Origin of the sequence: Paucibacter sp. M5-1 (assembly GCF_027498415.2) — a bacterium.
In the GTDB taxonomy this organism is placed as follows: Bacteria; Pseudomonadota; Gammaproteobacteria; order Burkholderiales; family Burkholderiaceae_C; genus Roseateles_E.
This window is the reverse complement of record NZ_JAPZLM020000001.1, coordinates 2,020,536-2,032,752: the sequence shown is the minus strand read 5'-3', so window position 1 is coordinate 2,032,752 and position 12,217 is coordinate 2,020,536. Positions and strand designations below refer to the sequence as shown.

Here is a 12,217-nt window from a genome sequence, read left to right as displayed (position 1 = left end):
GCCTACTTGCGCGCCAGCTGGTAGGCCACGATGGCGTTGGCATGGCCATGGCCCAGGCCGTGCTCGGTCTTGAACCAGGCGACCATCTCCATATGCTTCATGCCCTTCAGGCCCTCGGCCAGGCTCAGCCAATGGGCGATCGGCTGGCCGTATTTCTTCTCGATGGACGGAAAGTAAGTGGCCGGGCCGCCTTGCGGCTTGTCGTTCGTGCTCATGCCTGGGTTCCTTGAATGGCAGGGTCGGAAAGCGGGATCAAAGATCGGTGGCCCCCAGGGCCAGCGCGGCAGACAGCACCGACAGCGGCAGTTGCGCCTCGGTGTGCTCGTCGTCCTCCAGATGCCAGGCTGCCGACAGACCTTGCTGGGCGGCAATCCATTGCAGCAGCAGGCCTGGCGGCAGGCCACTGGCCGGCGCGACGACGGCGAGCCGGCGGCCCAGCCGTCCGGGCAGCTCGGCGCCGAGATCCAGGGGGTCGCCGAACAGGGTCGCGTAGTCGAAGCCACGGGCGCCAATCACCCGCTTCGGGTCGATCGCCAGCCAGCCGCGCTGCGGGCCGAAGTCCAGCACGTTCTCGTGGTGCAGATCGCCATGCAGCGGCTGTTTGTCATCAGTGCCGGCCAGCAAGCGGGCGGCGATCTGCCAGGCCGGCTCGAACAGGCCTCCGTGCTGCTGGGCGGCCTGCCGCAGTGAGACGAAGTATTCGGCCAGATCTACCAGGCCCGGCGGCGGCTCGCCGCGATGGCTGTGCAGCTGGCGGGCCGCTTCGCAGAGGATCAGGCAGGCCTCGTCATCGCGGCCGTCCTGCGCCATCCGTGCCAGCGACCCGGCGCCCGTCGCGCGCTCCAGCAGGATGGTTTGCTCGTCGCCTTCGAGCACGCGCGCGGCACCGCGCCCGTCCCACCATTGCATCAGGCGCCCACCGTGCTGCTCCTCGGCGTTGTAGGCGCGCTTGAGCATGGCCGGCTGGCCCTGGTGCAGCACCGGCTGCAGGGCACTGGAATGGGTGGCGAAGGCCGGGCCATCAGGCTGCAGCGACCAGCGCTTGAGCCAGGGCCGCAGGGCGCTGCTCGGGTCGGGGCGGTGGGCGTCGAAAGCGGGGGCGGGCTCGATCATCGGGCGGCAATGGGATTGCGGCAGATTGTCAGCGAGGGCCGCTGGCCCGCCCCGTGTGGAAAGTTTCCCTTCCGCCTTACGGCGCGTCGGGGTGGCCCTGGCTCAGCGGCAGGGCGCCACCGGGCCTGAGCCCGGCTTGGCCGGGCAGGGCGGGGTGACCGGCGGCTGTGGCTGTAGCGCCCGGCGCCGCTCCATCCGCGCCTGGTTGCGTGCGGCCAGGGCCTCGCTCTCGCGCTGGCGGACGATGCGCTCGCCTTCCAGCGGGTCGGCCGCGCTGTGCATGCCCTCGGCGCGCAGGCGCTCCTTTTCCGCGTTTGAGCTGCTTTGCGCTTCCTGGGCCTGGCGGCTCAGCGCCCAGTCCTCGGCGGTGTAGCGCCCCTGGCCCTTGCGGCATTGGCGCACCCGGCGGATCTCGTCCTGCATGAAGGCGCGCTCGCGGTCGCCCAGGCTGGTCGAGTTGGCGCGGGTCTCCATATTGCGCAGCTCCAGGTCGCCCGGGCAGTCATTGGCCGGGGGCTGGGCGGGGCCGCTGGCGGCGGGCTTGTTCTCGGGCGGCGGCAGGCGTGGGGCGTCGGCCACATTGCTTTGCAGCCGGCGCTGCTCGACCGGCTCGCCGGCGCCCGGGCACGGCACATCGGAAAAGCTCACACCGCCATCGCGCTGCTTGCATTTCCAGACCTGGGCCTGGGCTGCGGTGCCCAGGCCGACCATCAAGGAAAAGATGGCGAGCCTCGCCCAGGCCCTGTGTTCCTGTCTCATTGCCGTGCCCCCTGATGACAATTTGTGCCGCTCCAACGCGGCAGACCGCTGACCGGACGACAGTGTCGGGCAAACGCGCATGCAATTTCCAGAGGTCAGTTGTATGATGACGTACAACTAAATCATGGAGACAAGCATGAAGACACCTTCGACCCTGCATCGCTGGCTCGCCGGCCTGCTGCTGGCCACCGGCCTCGCGGGCACGGCTGCTGCGTTCCCGGACAAGTCTGTGACCCTGCTGGTGCCGTTCCCGCCCGGTGGTTCCACCGACACCCTGGCCCGCGCGGTGGCCGCCAAGCTGCAGGAGCGCTGGGGCCAGACCGTCGTCGTCGACAACAAGCCCGGCGCCACCGGCACCGTCGGCTCGGCCATGGTCAAGCGGGCCGCGCCCGATGGCTACACCTTGCTGGTGGCTTCTCTGGGCCCTTATGTGATCGCGCCGCACCTGCTGAAGGCCGTGCAGTACGACGCACTGAAGGACCTCGACCTGCTGACCGTCGCGGTGCAGGCGCCCAATGTGCTGGTCGTGCCGGCGGCCTCGCCGCTGAAGAGCATGGCCGATGTGATCGCCCAGCTGAAGGCCAAGCCCGGTGCAATGACTTTTGCGTCCTCGGGCAACGGCTCCTCGGACCATCTGACCGCCGAGCTGTTCTGGCAGCAGACCGGCACCTCCGGCTCCCACATCCCCTACAAGGGCGGCGCGCCGGCCATCACCGATCTGCTGGGCGGCCAGGTCGATGCCTCGTTCCAGAATGTCAACGCGGTGCTGCAGCACATCCAGAGCGGCAAGCTGCGCGCGCTGGCCGTCACCGGTGACAAGCGCTCGACCGTGCTGCCCCAGGTGCAGACCCTGAGCGAGGCCGGCATCAAGGGCGCCGATGTCTATTCCTGGCAGGGCATTGCCGCGCCGCGCGGCCTGCCGGCGCCGCTGCGTGGCCAGATCCACCAGGCCCTGGTCGCGGCGCTGAACGATGCGGCGCTGAAGCAGAAGCAGGCCGAGGTCGGCATCGAGACCGTGGCCAACACGCCGGAGCAGGCCGCCGCCTTCCAGAAGAGCGAGTTTGCACGCTGGAAGACCGTCATCGAGACCGGCAAGATCACCGCAGACTGAGCAAGCAAGTCAAACCATGAGCCGCACCCCTCTCGTCAAAAGCGCCCGCGTCATCCCGGTGGCCGGCCGCGACGGCATGCTGCTGAACCTCAGCGGCGCCCATGCCCCCTTCTTCACCCGCAATCTGCTGCTGCTGGAGGACAGCGCCGGCCACACCGGCGTGGCCGAGGTGCCCGGCGGCGAGGCGATTCGCCAGACGCTGGAAGAGGCCGCGGCGCTGACCATAGGCCAGCCGCTGGGTCGCTGGCAGGCCCTGCTGGGCCAGGTGCGCGAGCGCTTCGCCGACCGTGATGCGGGCGGCCGCGGGCTGCAGACCTTCGATCTGCGCACCACCATCCATGTGCTGACCGCCGTCGAGTGCGCGCTGCTGGACCTGCTGGGCCAGCATCTGGAGGTGCCGCTGTGCGAGCTGCTGGGCGAGGGCAAGCAGCGCGACTCGGTGGCGATGCTGGGCTATCTCTTCTTCGTCGGCGATGCCGGCAAGACCGATCTGCCCTATGTGCGCGAGGATGCGGGCGGCGGCTGGCTGCACCAGCGCCACCAGATGGCGCTGACGCCCTCGGCCATCGTCGCCCAGGCCGAGGCGGCCCAGGCCCGCTACGGCTTTGCCGACTTCAAGCTCAAGGGCGGGGTGCTGGCCGGCGAGGCCGAGGTGGAGGCCATCCAAGCGCTGAAGGCCCGCTTCCCCGAGGCGCGCATCACGCTGGACCCGAACGGCGGCTGGCTGCTGAAGGATGCCGTGCGCCTGCTGCGCGATCTGCACGGCGTGCTGGCCTATGCCGAGGACCCCTGCGGCGCCGAGGACGGTTTCTCGGGCCGCGAGGTGATGGCCGAATTCCGCCGCGCCACCGGACTGCCGACCGCCACCAATATGGTGGCCACCGACTGGCGCCAGCTGGCCCATGCGATTGCCTTGCAGGCGGTCGACATCCCGCTGGCCGACCCGCATTTCTGGACACTCAGCGGTGCGGTGCGCGTGGCCCAGACCTGCCGCGACCATGGCCTGACCTGGGGCTCGCACTCGAACAACCATTTCGACATCTCGCTGGCCATGTTCACCCAGGCGGCGGCCGCCGCGCCGGGCCGGCTGACCGCGATCGACACCCACTGGATCTGGCAGGACGGGCAAGGCCTGACCCTTGAGCCGCTGCAGATCCAGGGCGGCGAGGTGCGGGTGCCGAGCACGCCGGGCCTGGGCGTGCAGCTCGATATGGCCGCCGTGGAGCGCGCCCATGCCCTCTATCTGCAGCATGGCCTGGGGGCGCGCAACGACGCGATGGCGATGCAATACCTGATTCCGGGCTGGGCCTTCGATCCGAAGAAGCCCTGCCTGCTGCGCTGATCGACCGAACCAGAAGCAAACACCCCGGAGACACCCGCATGACCCAGAAATCTCTTCGTCTCGCGCTGCTGGCGAGTCTGTTCGCCGCCGGCCTGGCCCAGGCCCAGGATCAGGCCAAAAACTGGCCGAATCGCACCGTCCGCATCATCGTGCCCTACACCCCCGGCGGCACCTCGGACATCATCGCCCGCGCGATCAGCCAGCCGCTGGGCGAGGCGCTGAAGCAGACCGTCATCGTCGAAAACCGCGCCGGTGCCAGCGGCAATCTGGGCGCCGACGCGGTGGCCAAGTCCAATGACGGCCACACCCTCTTGCTGTGCGATGTGACCGCGCTGGCAATCAGCCCCTCGGTCTATACCAAGCTGGGCTTCGACCCGAGCAAGGACCTGAAGGGCGCGGCGATGCTGGCCTACTCGCCCCATATGCTGGTGGTCCACCCCTCGGTGCCGGCCAACAATCTGGGTGAGCTGGTGGCGCTGTCCAAGGCCAGCAAGATGGATTTCGCGGTCACCGCCGTCGGCAGCGCCCCCCATGTGGCCGGCATGGCGGTCGCCGCGATCACCGGCGCCAAATGGGAGTACATCCCCTACAAGGGCGGCTCGCAGGCCATCGGCGACACGATTGCCGGCCAGACCCAGGTCTTGATGAACGGCATGCTGGCGACCCTGCCCTCGGTGCAGGCCGGCAAGCTCAAGGTGCTGGGCGTCTCCAAGGCCAGCCGCGTGCCGCTGCTGCCCAATGTGCCGACCCTGGCCGAGCAGGGCGCGACCGGCTTCGAGTCGGGCACCTGGCAGGGCATTCTGGTGCCCGCCGGCATGCCGCCGGCCGCGCTGGCCAAGCTTTCGGCCGAGCTGATACGCATCATCCGCTCGCCGGACCTGCGCGCCCGCCTGGCCTCGCAGGGTGCCGAGGTGCACACGATGTCGCCGACCGAATTCACCGGCTTCTTCGCGCGCGAGCGCAAGAGCTGGGCCGCCGTGGTCGCCAAGAGCGGCCTGAAACTGGATTGATGACACAGCAAGCGAGAACGACCATGCTCACGCCCTACCGCAATTTCCCCAACAGCCTGCGCCAGCGTCTGCTGGCCGGCGAGCGCCTGATCGGCTGCTGGTGCTCGCTGGCCAGCCCCATCACCACCGAGGTGCTGGGCGTGGCCGGCTTCGACTGGCTGCTGCTCGATGCCGAGCATGCGCCCAACGATGTGCTGAGCCTGATCCCGCAGCTGATGGCGCTCAAAGACAGCCCCTCGGCCCCGGTGGTGCGGCCGCCGCTCAACGACACGGTGCTGATCAAGCGCCTGCTCGATGCCGGCTTCCACAACTTCCTGATCCCGATGGTGGACAGCGTCGAGCAGGCGCTCGCGGCGGTGGCCGCCACCCGCTATCCGCCCGAGGGCGTGCGCGGGGTCTCGGTCTCGCAGCGCAGCAACCGCTACGGCACGGTGCCCGACTACTTCGCCCAGGTGAATCGAAATATCACGGTGATGGTGCAGATCGAAAGCCGCGCCGGCCTGGCCGCCGTCGCCGAGATCGCGGCAGTCGAGGGCGTGGACAGCATCTTTGTCGGCCCCTCGGACCTGGCTGCGGCGCTGGGCCATCTGGGCAATGCCAACCATCCCTCGGTGCAGGAAGCGATCAAGGCCATCCTGCGGGCGGCCCAGGCGGCCGGCAAGCCCAGCGGCATCCTCGCGCCGGTCGAGGCCGACGCGCGGCGTTATATGGAGCTGGGCGCCACCTTTGTGGCGGTCGGCAGTGATCTGGGCGCCCTGCGGGCGTCCACCCAGTCAATGGCGGAAAGGTACAAGGCATGAGTCAGAGGAAGATCGGTTTCATCGGGCTGGGCATCATGGGCGCGCCGATGGCGCTGCGGCTGGCGGCCGGTGGCCATCAGCTGTTTGTGCATACCCGCAGCCAGCTGCGCGAGGAGGTCAAGGCCACCGGCGCCACCGTCTGCGCCAGCGCGGCCGAGGCGGCCCGCGCGGCCGACATCATTTTCACGATGCTGCCCGACACCCCCGATGTCGAGCGGGTGCTGTTCGGCGCCGGTGGCGTGGTCGAGGGATTGAGCGCCGGTAAAACCGTCGTCGACATGAGCTCGATCGCCCCGATCGCGACCAAGGACTTCGCAGCCCGCATCGAGGCGGCCGGCTGCGCCTGGCTGGACGCGCCGGTCTCCGGCGGCGAGGTCGGCGCCAAGGCCGGCACGCTGACCATCATGGTCGGCGGCCAGCAGGCCGTGTTCGACAGCATCCGTCCGCTGTTCGAGCTGATGGGCAAGAACATCACGCTGGTCGGCGGCGCCGGTGCGGGCCAGACCTGCAAGGTGGCCAACCAGATCATCGTCGCGCTGAATATCGCGGCGGTCAGCGAGGCCCTGGTGTTCGCCTCCAAGGCCGGTGCCGACCCGGCCAAGGTGCGCGAGGCGCTGATGGGCGGCTTCGCCTCCAGCCGCATCCTCGAAGTGCATGGCGAGCGCATGATCAAGCGCACCTTCAACCCGGGCTTCCGGATCGCGCTGCACCAGAAAGACCTGAACCTGGCGCTACAGAGTGCCAAGGCGCTGAAGATGGCGCTGCCCGGCACCGCCAACGCGGCCCAGCTGATGCAGGCCTGTGCGGCCCAGGGGGATGAGCAGCTGGACCACTCCGCCCTGGTGCGGGCGCTGGAGTTGCTGGCCAAGCATGAGCTGGGCGGGTCCGCATAATCGGCGCATGAGCTCTGCTGATCTGCTGCTGAAGGACCCGCGGGCGCTGCTGCGCCATCTCTACGATGTCGCGGTGTCGCGTGCACTGCCCGGCCAGGTGCTGGCGGCGCAGCTGCCGCCGCCGCCTGATCCCAGTAAAGGCCGCACCCTGGTGCTGGGCGCCGGCAAGGCCGGCGGCGCGATGGCACAGGCGCTTGAAGCAGCATGGCCGCGCCAGGCCCCGCTGTCGGGTCTGGTGATCACCCGCTACGGCCACACCCCGCCCGGGTACCGTCCCGAGCGGCTGGAGCTGGTCGAGGCCGCGCATCCGGTGCCCGATGCGGCCGGCCGCGAGGCGGCTGCGCGCATGCTGGCGCTGACCCAAGGCCTGGGCCCGGACGATCTGGTGATCTGCCTGATCTCCGGCGGCGGCTCGGCGCTGCTGAGCCTGCCGGCGCCGGGGCTGAGCCTGGAGGACAAGCAGGCCATCAACCGCGCGCTGCTGAAAAGCGGCGCGGCCATCGGCGAGATGAACTGCGTGCGCAAGCATCTGTCGGCCATCAAGGGGGGGCGCTTGGGCGCCGCCTGCGCGCCGGCGCAAGTCCTGACCCTGAGCATCAGCGATGTGCCCGGCGACGACCCGGCCGTGATCGCCTCCGGGCCGACGGTGCCCGATGCGACGAGCTGCGCCGATGCGCTGGCGATCTGCAAGCGTTACGGCATCACCCTGCCGCCGGCCGCGCGGGCCGGGCTGGAGTCGGGTGCCTTCGAGACGCCCAAGCCCGGCGATGCCCGCTTCGACGGCCACCGGCTGGAGATGCTGGCCACCCCGCAGCAAAGCCTGGAGGCCGCCGCCGAGGCGGCCCGCGCGCTGGGCCTGGACGCCCACATCCTCAGCGACGAGATCGAGGGCGAGTCGCGCGAGATCGGCAAGATGCATGCGGCGCTGGCCCGTGCGGTGGCGCGGCGCGATGCGCCGTTCAGGAAGCCTTGCGTGATCCTGTCCGGCGGCGAGACCACGGTGACGGTGAAGGCCAAGGGCGGTCGGGGAGGGCGGGCCAGCGAATTCCTGCTCGGCGCCGCGATCGCGCTGCAGGGCGAGCCGGGTGTGCATCTGCTGGCCGCCGATACCGACGGCATCGACGGCATCGAGGACAACGCCGGTGCCCTCGTCACGCCGACCACGCTGGACCGCGCCGCCGCGCTGGGCCTGAGCGCGCAGCGCGAGCTCGATGCCAACAACGCCTACGGCTTCTTCGCGCCGCTGGGCGATCTGGTCTCGCCGGGGCCGACCTTCACCAATGTGAACGACTTCCGCGCCCTGCTCATTCTGTGAGCGTGAGGCCGCGCCGCGCGGCCATCTCGATGCCCATCGCCTGGCCTTGCGCCTCGCCCAGCAGGGTCCGGGCGGCCGGAAAGATCAGCTCGTTCTCGCTGCGCAGATGCTCCTCGTGCAGCCGCGCAAAGGCCTCGGCCGCCTGCCTCAGCGCGGCCAGCTCGGCCGGATCAAGGGCCTGCAGCAGCGCGCGCAGCGGCCGCCACCGGGCCTCGATCTCGCGGTGCTGGGCCTGCAAGCGGGCGCAGACCGGCGCCAGCGCGGGGTCGCCGGCCAGCGCCGGGAAGACATGCAGCTCCTCGTCCTGATGGTGCAGCGGCGCGGCGATATCGAAATAGCGCAGCACATCGCGGGCCGCGTCCCGGGCCACCGCATCCGGCCCGGCCGTGGCCAGGTGCTCGCACAGGCGCGCCAGCAGGCGCAGGCTGCGCTCGATCCGCTCATGGCAGGCCGCCAGCAGCTCGAAGGGTTGCTGGTAGCTGCTGCCGGGCTGGGCTGCGATGCGCATGGGGAGGATTGTCGCCTGGCCTGGCTTTGACAAAGCGCAAGGACGCCGGCACCGGTCTGGGCCACATTGCAGCCATCATCTCCGACCGAGCCTCACACACCGTGGACAGCCCCCAAGCCTCGAGATCCGGCATCGACTCCTTGGCCATCGCGCCGGGTCGGGCCTGTGCACCCGTTGCCGGCAGCGACTGGCAGACCCTGCTGGGCGGCCCGCCGCTGAACGGGGCGGAGCTGCACGCGCTCAACCAGATGGTGGAGCTGCGCAGCCTGAGTGCCGGTGCGCCGGTGATGCAGCGCGAGCAGCCGGCGCTGCATCTGCTGGCCGTGCTGCGCGGGGCCGTCGGGCTGGGGCAGGCGCGACATGACCAGCCCTTCCATCTGGAGCGCACGGTGCGGGGCCCGGCCTGGCTGGACCTGAGCAGCGCCTGGCTGGCTCAGGGCTTTGCCCAGGACGCGCGCGCCCAGGGCGAGGCCCAGGTGCTGGCGCTGCCACTGGCCGCGATGCGGGCCCTGCTGAGCCGCGAGGCGGCAATGCTGGACCGTTTGCTGGTGGGGCTGGCCCGCACGGTGCACAACTTGACCGGCACCGCTCATGACCTGATGCACAAGGACGCCGAGAAACGCCTGGCGGCCTGGCTGCTGCAGCGCGCCGATGGCGAGACCCTGCTGCAGCTGGGCGAGCGCAAGCGCGATATCGCAGCCCAGCTGGCGATCACGCCGGAGACCTTGTCGCGCATGATGCGCCAGCTCAAGCTCAAGGGCCTGATCGAGGTGCAGGGCTATGCGGTCAGCCTGCTGGCGCCGGCCGCGCTGCGGCAGCTGGCGGCGGACTGAGCGAGCTCAGCGACAGAGTCCCAGGATGCGCTCCTCGGCCGAGCATTTGGGCTTGGCCGGCTTGGCCGTGCAATTGCGCAGCTCGCGGGTGATGGGCGTGTAATAGCTCCAGCCATTGCCCAGCTCGGGCAGGCTCAGGCTGACCTCGCGCCATTTCGGGTGCCCCTCGGACTGCAGGCGCTCGAAGTTCTGGCAGATCGAGCGGCCCAGCTTGCTGAAGTAGTCGCGCGTGCCGCGGGTGTTGTAGTCGTAGGTGACGAGGAAGGCACCCACCGAGATCGTCGTGAAGTCTTCGCTCAGCAGGTTGGGGTAGCTGCTGGCGCGCACCGTGGCCGGCGCATAGACCATCAACGGCGACTTGCTGCTTGGGTGGCTGGGGTCGAACTTCAGGAGCTTGATGAACTTCTGCGCCTCGGGCTTCATGTTCGCAACCAGCGGCGCCGGCTGGCCGGCGGCCACCACGACCACATCGACGGACTTGTCGCCGATCAGCTTGACCAGGGCCTCCTCGTTGGACAGATAGCCGGCCTGCGCCTCCGGCATCGGGCCGCCGAACATCATGCGGTACAGCGTGTGCGTGATCAGCGCCGCGCCGGAGCCGACCAGGCCGCCGTTGATCCTGGCGTCCTTGATCTCGTGCAGATAGTTCAGCGGCGAGTCGGCGCGCACGATGTAGTGGATCTCGGTGTTGTACAGCGGCAGGATCACGCGCAGCGGCCGGATGATGGCGGCGGCCTCGCTATTGCCGGTGTCGGCACGGTCGATGAAGGCCTGGTAGACATCGGCCTGCACGATGGCCAGCTTGACCCCGGGTTCGTAGCGCATCAGCTTGACGTTGGCGGCCGAGCCCGAGGTGGCCAGCACCTCCAGATCGATATCCGCATCGGGCGCGACGAACTTGGCCAGATCCTTGCCGATCGCGTAGTAAGTGCCTTTGTCGGAGGCGGTGACGATCTTGTAGCGGGCCTGCGCCGCCGCCGTCATGGCACTGCTGAGGCCCAGAAGGGTGAGCGCGAGGCAGCGCCAGACGGTGGATCGCATATCAGGGTCTCCGTGGAGCGGGGGTACACAGGCCGAGTGCGGCGACGGCATCGGTACAGGGACCGATATTGGGCGGCGGTGGCTCGACGTTCGATCGCTGGGCCGGGCTGGCTTGCGGGGGTCTTGCTGCTGGCCTCGGTGCGGGGGCGGGCCGGCCTCCCGCAGGTGGCTCGGCCGCGACCGCTGCCGTGACAGCGGCCGCGCTGGCCACCGGTTCCGCGGGCTCGTCGATGCGGGCCGGCAAGGCGGCCGGCGCTGCTGCGCTGGCCGGCGCTGGGAGCTCGGCCTTGGCCTCGACGGCAGCCGGCGCAGGGATGGCGGCCGAGGGGCTGGGCGGCGCCGGCTTGTGCTGGAAGGCATACAGACCCAGACCGCCCAGGGCCAGCGCGGCGATCAGCAGCAGGCGCAGCGGCGGCGATGGGCGGGCCGCGAGGGCGGGGCGTGCCTCCTGCCAGGGCAGCGAGTCGACTGCTGTCATCGGCATCTCGGTCGGCCTCTCGGTCGACATCTGGGGCTGAGCGGCTTCCACCAGCGCGACGGCGGTGCCCTCGTTGAGCGCGCCATTGCAGCGGGCGCAGACACTGGTCAGTGTCACATCGTTGACCGCGCCGCAGTGCTGGCAGGGCTTCAGATGCAGGGCCGCACCGCACTCATTGCAAAACTTGGAATTCGCCGGGCTCACATGATCGCAATAGGGACACTGGTTCAGTGGCCTGGCGAGTGCGGTGGCGGGTGACATGAGCATGCAGGCGGAATCCGTGCGGTAAGCCGTCATCCTGGCGACGTCTCACTATATTGCGCTTCAGGCGCCGCCGCCAGCCGGGGCATACGCCCGATTCAGGGGACGGGTTCGGGCAGGGGCTGGCCGGCCAGCCGGGCCGTCACGGCGCCCTGCAGCCAGCCGTTCTGCAGATGGCGGTAGAGGTGGCGGCCCGGGCAGAGGGTTTGCGCGCTGTAGTCCTTGTGCGAGGCGATCTGCTCGGCCGTCAGGCCGTGGCGCTGCGCCAGCGCAGCCATCAGCTCGGCGGTGGCGCGCAGCTGTGCCGCGCTGGGCTCGACCTCCTCGAAGTTGCCCAGCAGCATCACCAGCGCGTGCCCGCGCGGGTCGTATTCGGTGTTGGTGTCGCCGGCCGTGCCGGGATCGCGGGCCGCGTAGATGCGGCCATCGGGCGCGATCACATAGTGGTAGGGGATGTCGGCCCAGCGCTTGCTCAGGCGTGACCATTGCTGTAGCCGGCGCAAATAGGCGGCCACGTCCTTGCCCTCGGCCCAGCTCTCGCCCTGGTGGTGCAGAGTGATGTGGGTGATGCGCTGCGGCGGGCGGGTCGGTTCGGCGGCGGCGCTGCCCCCCCAGGCGTCGACCGTAATGATGGTCGGCAGGGCAAGGTCTTGCTTGGTCGGTGTGCCGGCGCAGGCCGCCAGTGCGGCGCAGCAGCAAAGTGCCAAAAATGGACGGAGCTTGGGATTGGGCATCATGGCTTTGATTGTGCAG

14 protein-coding genes are annotated in these 12,217 nt (G+C 69.8%); 7 read left to right on the top strand and 7 right to left on the bottom strand.

Translation table 11 applies throughout. The annotated features are described in order from the left end of the window. Nucleotides 1–2: 2 nt before the first annotated feature. From O5M90_RS09430 to O5M90_RS09420, 3 genes are all read right to left on the bottom strand, one after another. Complete coding sequence (locus O5M90_RS09430; protein ID WP_137940975.1) at nt 3–215, bottom strand: DUF4287 domain-containing protein; 213 nt, start codon at nt 213–215, stop codon at nt 3–5. Between the two features lie 37 nt (nt 216–252). Then, nucleotides 253–1,113 (bottom strand): aminoglycoside phosphotransferase family protein, encoded by an 861-nt coding sequence (locus tag O5M90_RS09425; RefSeq protein ID WP_440401989.1) that lies wholly within the window; start codon nt 1,111–1,113, stop codon nt 253–255. A 102-nt stretch (nt 1,114–1,215) separates the two neighbouring features. Continuing rightward, nucleotides 1,216–1,872: a DUF4124 domain-containing protein gene (locus O5M90_RS09420; RefSeq protein WP_269838762.1), complete on the bottom strand. Its 657-nt coding sequence runs from the start codon at nt 1,870–1,872 to the stop codon at nt 1,216–1,218. A 136-nt stretch (nt 1,873–2,008) separates the two neighbouring features. Between O5M90_RS09420 and O5M90_RS09415 the strand changes: the two genes are divergently transcribed. The 6 genes from O5M90_RS09415 to O5M90_RS09390 are packed head-to-tail and all read left to right on the top strand — an operon-like array spanning nt 2,009 to nt 8,343. Next, nucleotides 2,009–2,983 carry a Bug family tripartite tricarboxylate transporter substrate binding protein gene (locus O5M90_RS09415; protein ID WP_269838763.1) on the top strand — a complete coding sequence of 325 codons (975 nt, stop codon included), beginning with the start codon at nt 2,009–2,011 and terminating at the stop codon, nt 2,981–2,983. A 16-nt stretch (nt 2,984–2,999) separates the two neighbouring features. Then, the gene (locus O5M90_RS09410; protein WP_269838764.1) at nt 3,000–4,325 is read left to right on the top strand and encodes an enolase C-terminal domain-like protein; all 1,326 of its coding nucleotides are present in this window, start codon (nt 3,000–3,002) and stop codon (nt 4,323–4,325) included. Nucleotides 4,326–4,363: 38 nt separating this feature from the next. Beyond that, on the top strand, nt 4,364–5,335 hold the full coding sequence (locus O5M90_RS09405) for a Bug family tripartite tricarboxylate transporter substrate binding protein (protein WP_269838765.1): 972 nt from the start codon (nt 4,364–4,366) through the stop codon (nt 5,333–5,335). Between the two features lie 23 nt (nt 5,336–5,358). Next, nucleotides 5,359–6,135, top strand: coding sequence for a 2-dehydro-3-deoxyglucarate aldolase (garL, locus tag O5M90_RS09400; RefSeq protein WP_269838766.1), 777 nt, complete (start codon nt 5,359–5,361; stop codon nt 6,133–6,135). Next, nucleotides 6,132–7,028 carry a 2-hydroxy-3-oxopropionate reductase gene (gene glxR / locus O5M90_RS09395; protein ID WP_269838767.1) on the top strand — a complete coding sequence of 299 codons (897 nt, stop codon included), beginning with the start codon at nt 6,132–6,134 and terminating at the stop codon, nt 7,026–7,028. Before garL ends, glxR begins: the two co-directional genes overlap by 4 nt. Nucleotides 7,029–7,035: 7 nt before the next feature. Beyond that, a complete protein-coding gene (locus O5M90_RS09390) occupies nt 7,036–8,343 on the top strand; it encodes a glycerate kinase type-2 family protein (RefSeq protein ID WP_440401988.1) in 1,308 nt (435 codons plus the stop codon). Here the strand turns inward: O5M90_RS09390 and O5M90_RS09385 are convergent. Beyond that, on the bottom strand, nt 8,333–8,851 hold the full coding sequence (locus tag O5M90_RS09385) for a hemerythrin domain-containing protein (protein ID WP_269838768.1): 519 nt from the start codon (nt 8,849–8,851) through the stop codon (nt 8,333–8,335). The two genes, O5M90_RS09390 and O5M90_RS09385, sit on opposite strands and share 11 nt — an antisense overlap. Before the next feature lie 101 nt (nt 8,852–8,952). On the opposite strand from O5M90_RS09385, the gene O5M90_RS09380 reads away from it, so the two are divergent. Beyond that, entirely contained in the window at nt 8,953–9,684 is a 732-nt protein-coding gene (locus tag O5M90_RS09380; RefSeq protein ID WP_269838769.1) for a Crp/Fnr family transcriptional regulator, read from the top strand. Between the two features lie 6 nt (nt 9,685–9,690). On the opposite strand, the gene O5M90_RS09375 is transcribed toward O5M90_RS09380, so the two are convergent. The 3 genes from O5M90_RS09375 to O5M90_RS09365 form a co-directional block, all read right to left on the bottom strand. Continuing rightward, nucleotides 9,691–10,725 (bottom strand): TAXI family TRAP transporter solute-binding subunit, encoded by a 1,035-nt coding sequence (locus O5M90_RS09375; RefSeq protein WP_269838770.1) that lies wholly within the window; start codon nt 10,723–10,725, stop codon nt 9,691–9,693. A gap of 1 nt (nt 10,726) precedes the next feature. Next, the gene (locus O5M90_RS09370; RefSeq protein WP_269838771.1) at nt 10,727–11,470 is read right to left on the bottom strand and encodes a zinc ribbon domain-containing protein; all 744 of its coding nucleotides are present in this window, start codon (nt 11,468–11,470) and stop codon (nt 10,727–10,729) included. A 92-nt stretch (nt 11,471–11,562) separates the two neighbouring features. Beyond that, nucleotides 11,563–12,201, bottom strand: a complete 639-nt coding sequence (locus O5M90_RS09365; RefSeq protein ID WP_440401986.1) for a peptidoglycan recognition protein family protein — start codon at nt 12,199–12,201, stop codon at nt 11,563–11,565. Nucleotides 12,202–12,217: the final 16 nt, after the last annotated feature.

Coding starts and splice junctions, on each gene's coding strand:
- O5M90_RS09375 (WP_269838770.1), bottom strand. CDS start 10,725: ATGCGATCCACCGTCTGGCGCTGCCTCGCGCTCACCCTTCTGGGCCTC.
- glxR (WP_269838767.1), top strand. CDS start 6,132: ATGAGTCAGAGGAAGATCGGTTTCATCGGGCTGGGCATCATGGGCGCG.
- O5M90_RS09410 (WP_269838764.1), top strand. CDS start 3,000: ATGAGCCGCACCCCTCTCGTCAAAAGCGCCCGCGTCATCCCGGTGGCC.
- garL (WP_269838766.1), top strand. CDS start 5,359: ATGCTCACGCCCTACCGCAATTTCCCCAACAGCCTGCGCCAGCGTCTG.
- O5M90_RS09365 (WP_440401986.1), bottom strand. CDS start 12,201: ATGATGCCCAATCCCAAGCTCCGTCCATTTTTGGCACTTTGCTGCTGC.
- O5M90_RS09385 (WP_269838768.1), bottom strand. CDS start 8,851: ATGCGCATCGCAGCCCAGCCCGGCAGCAGCTACCAGCAACCCTTCGAG.
- O5M90_RS09420 (WP_269838762.1), bottom strand. CDS start 1,872: ATGAGACAGGAACACAGGGCCTGGGCGAGGCTCGCCATCTTTTCCTTG.
- O5M90_RS09425 (WP_440401989.1), bottom strand. CDS start 1,113: ATGATCGAGCCCGCCCCCGCTTTCGACGCCCACCGCCCCGACCCGAGC.
- O5M90_RS09405 (WP_269838765.1), top strand. CDS start 4,364: ATGACCCAGAAATCTCTTCGTCTCGCGCTGCTGGCGAGTCTGTTCGCC.
- O5M90_RS09390 (WP_440401988.1), top strand. CDS start 7,036: ATGAGCTCTGCTGATCTGCTGCTGAAGGACCCGCGGGCGCTGCTGCGC.
- O5M90_RS09370 (WP_269838771.1), bottom strand. CDS start 11,470: ATGCTCATGTCACCCGCCACCGCACTCGCCAGGCCACTGAACCAGTGT.
- O5M90_RS09430 (WP_137940975.1), bottom strand. CDS start 215: ATGAGCACGAACGACAAGCCGCAAGGCGGCCCGGCCACTTACTTTCCG.
- O5M90_RS09415 (WP_269838763.1), top strand. CDS start 2,009: ATGAAGACACCTTCGACCCTGCATCGCTGGCTCGCCGGCCTGCTGCTG.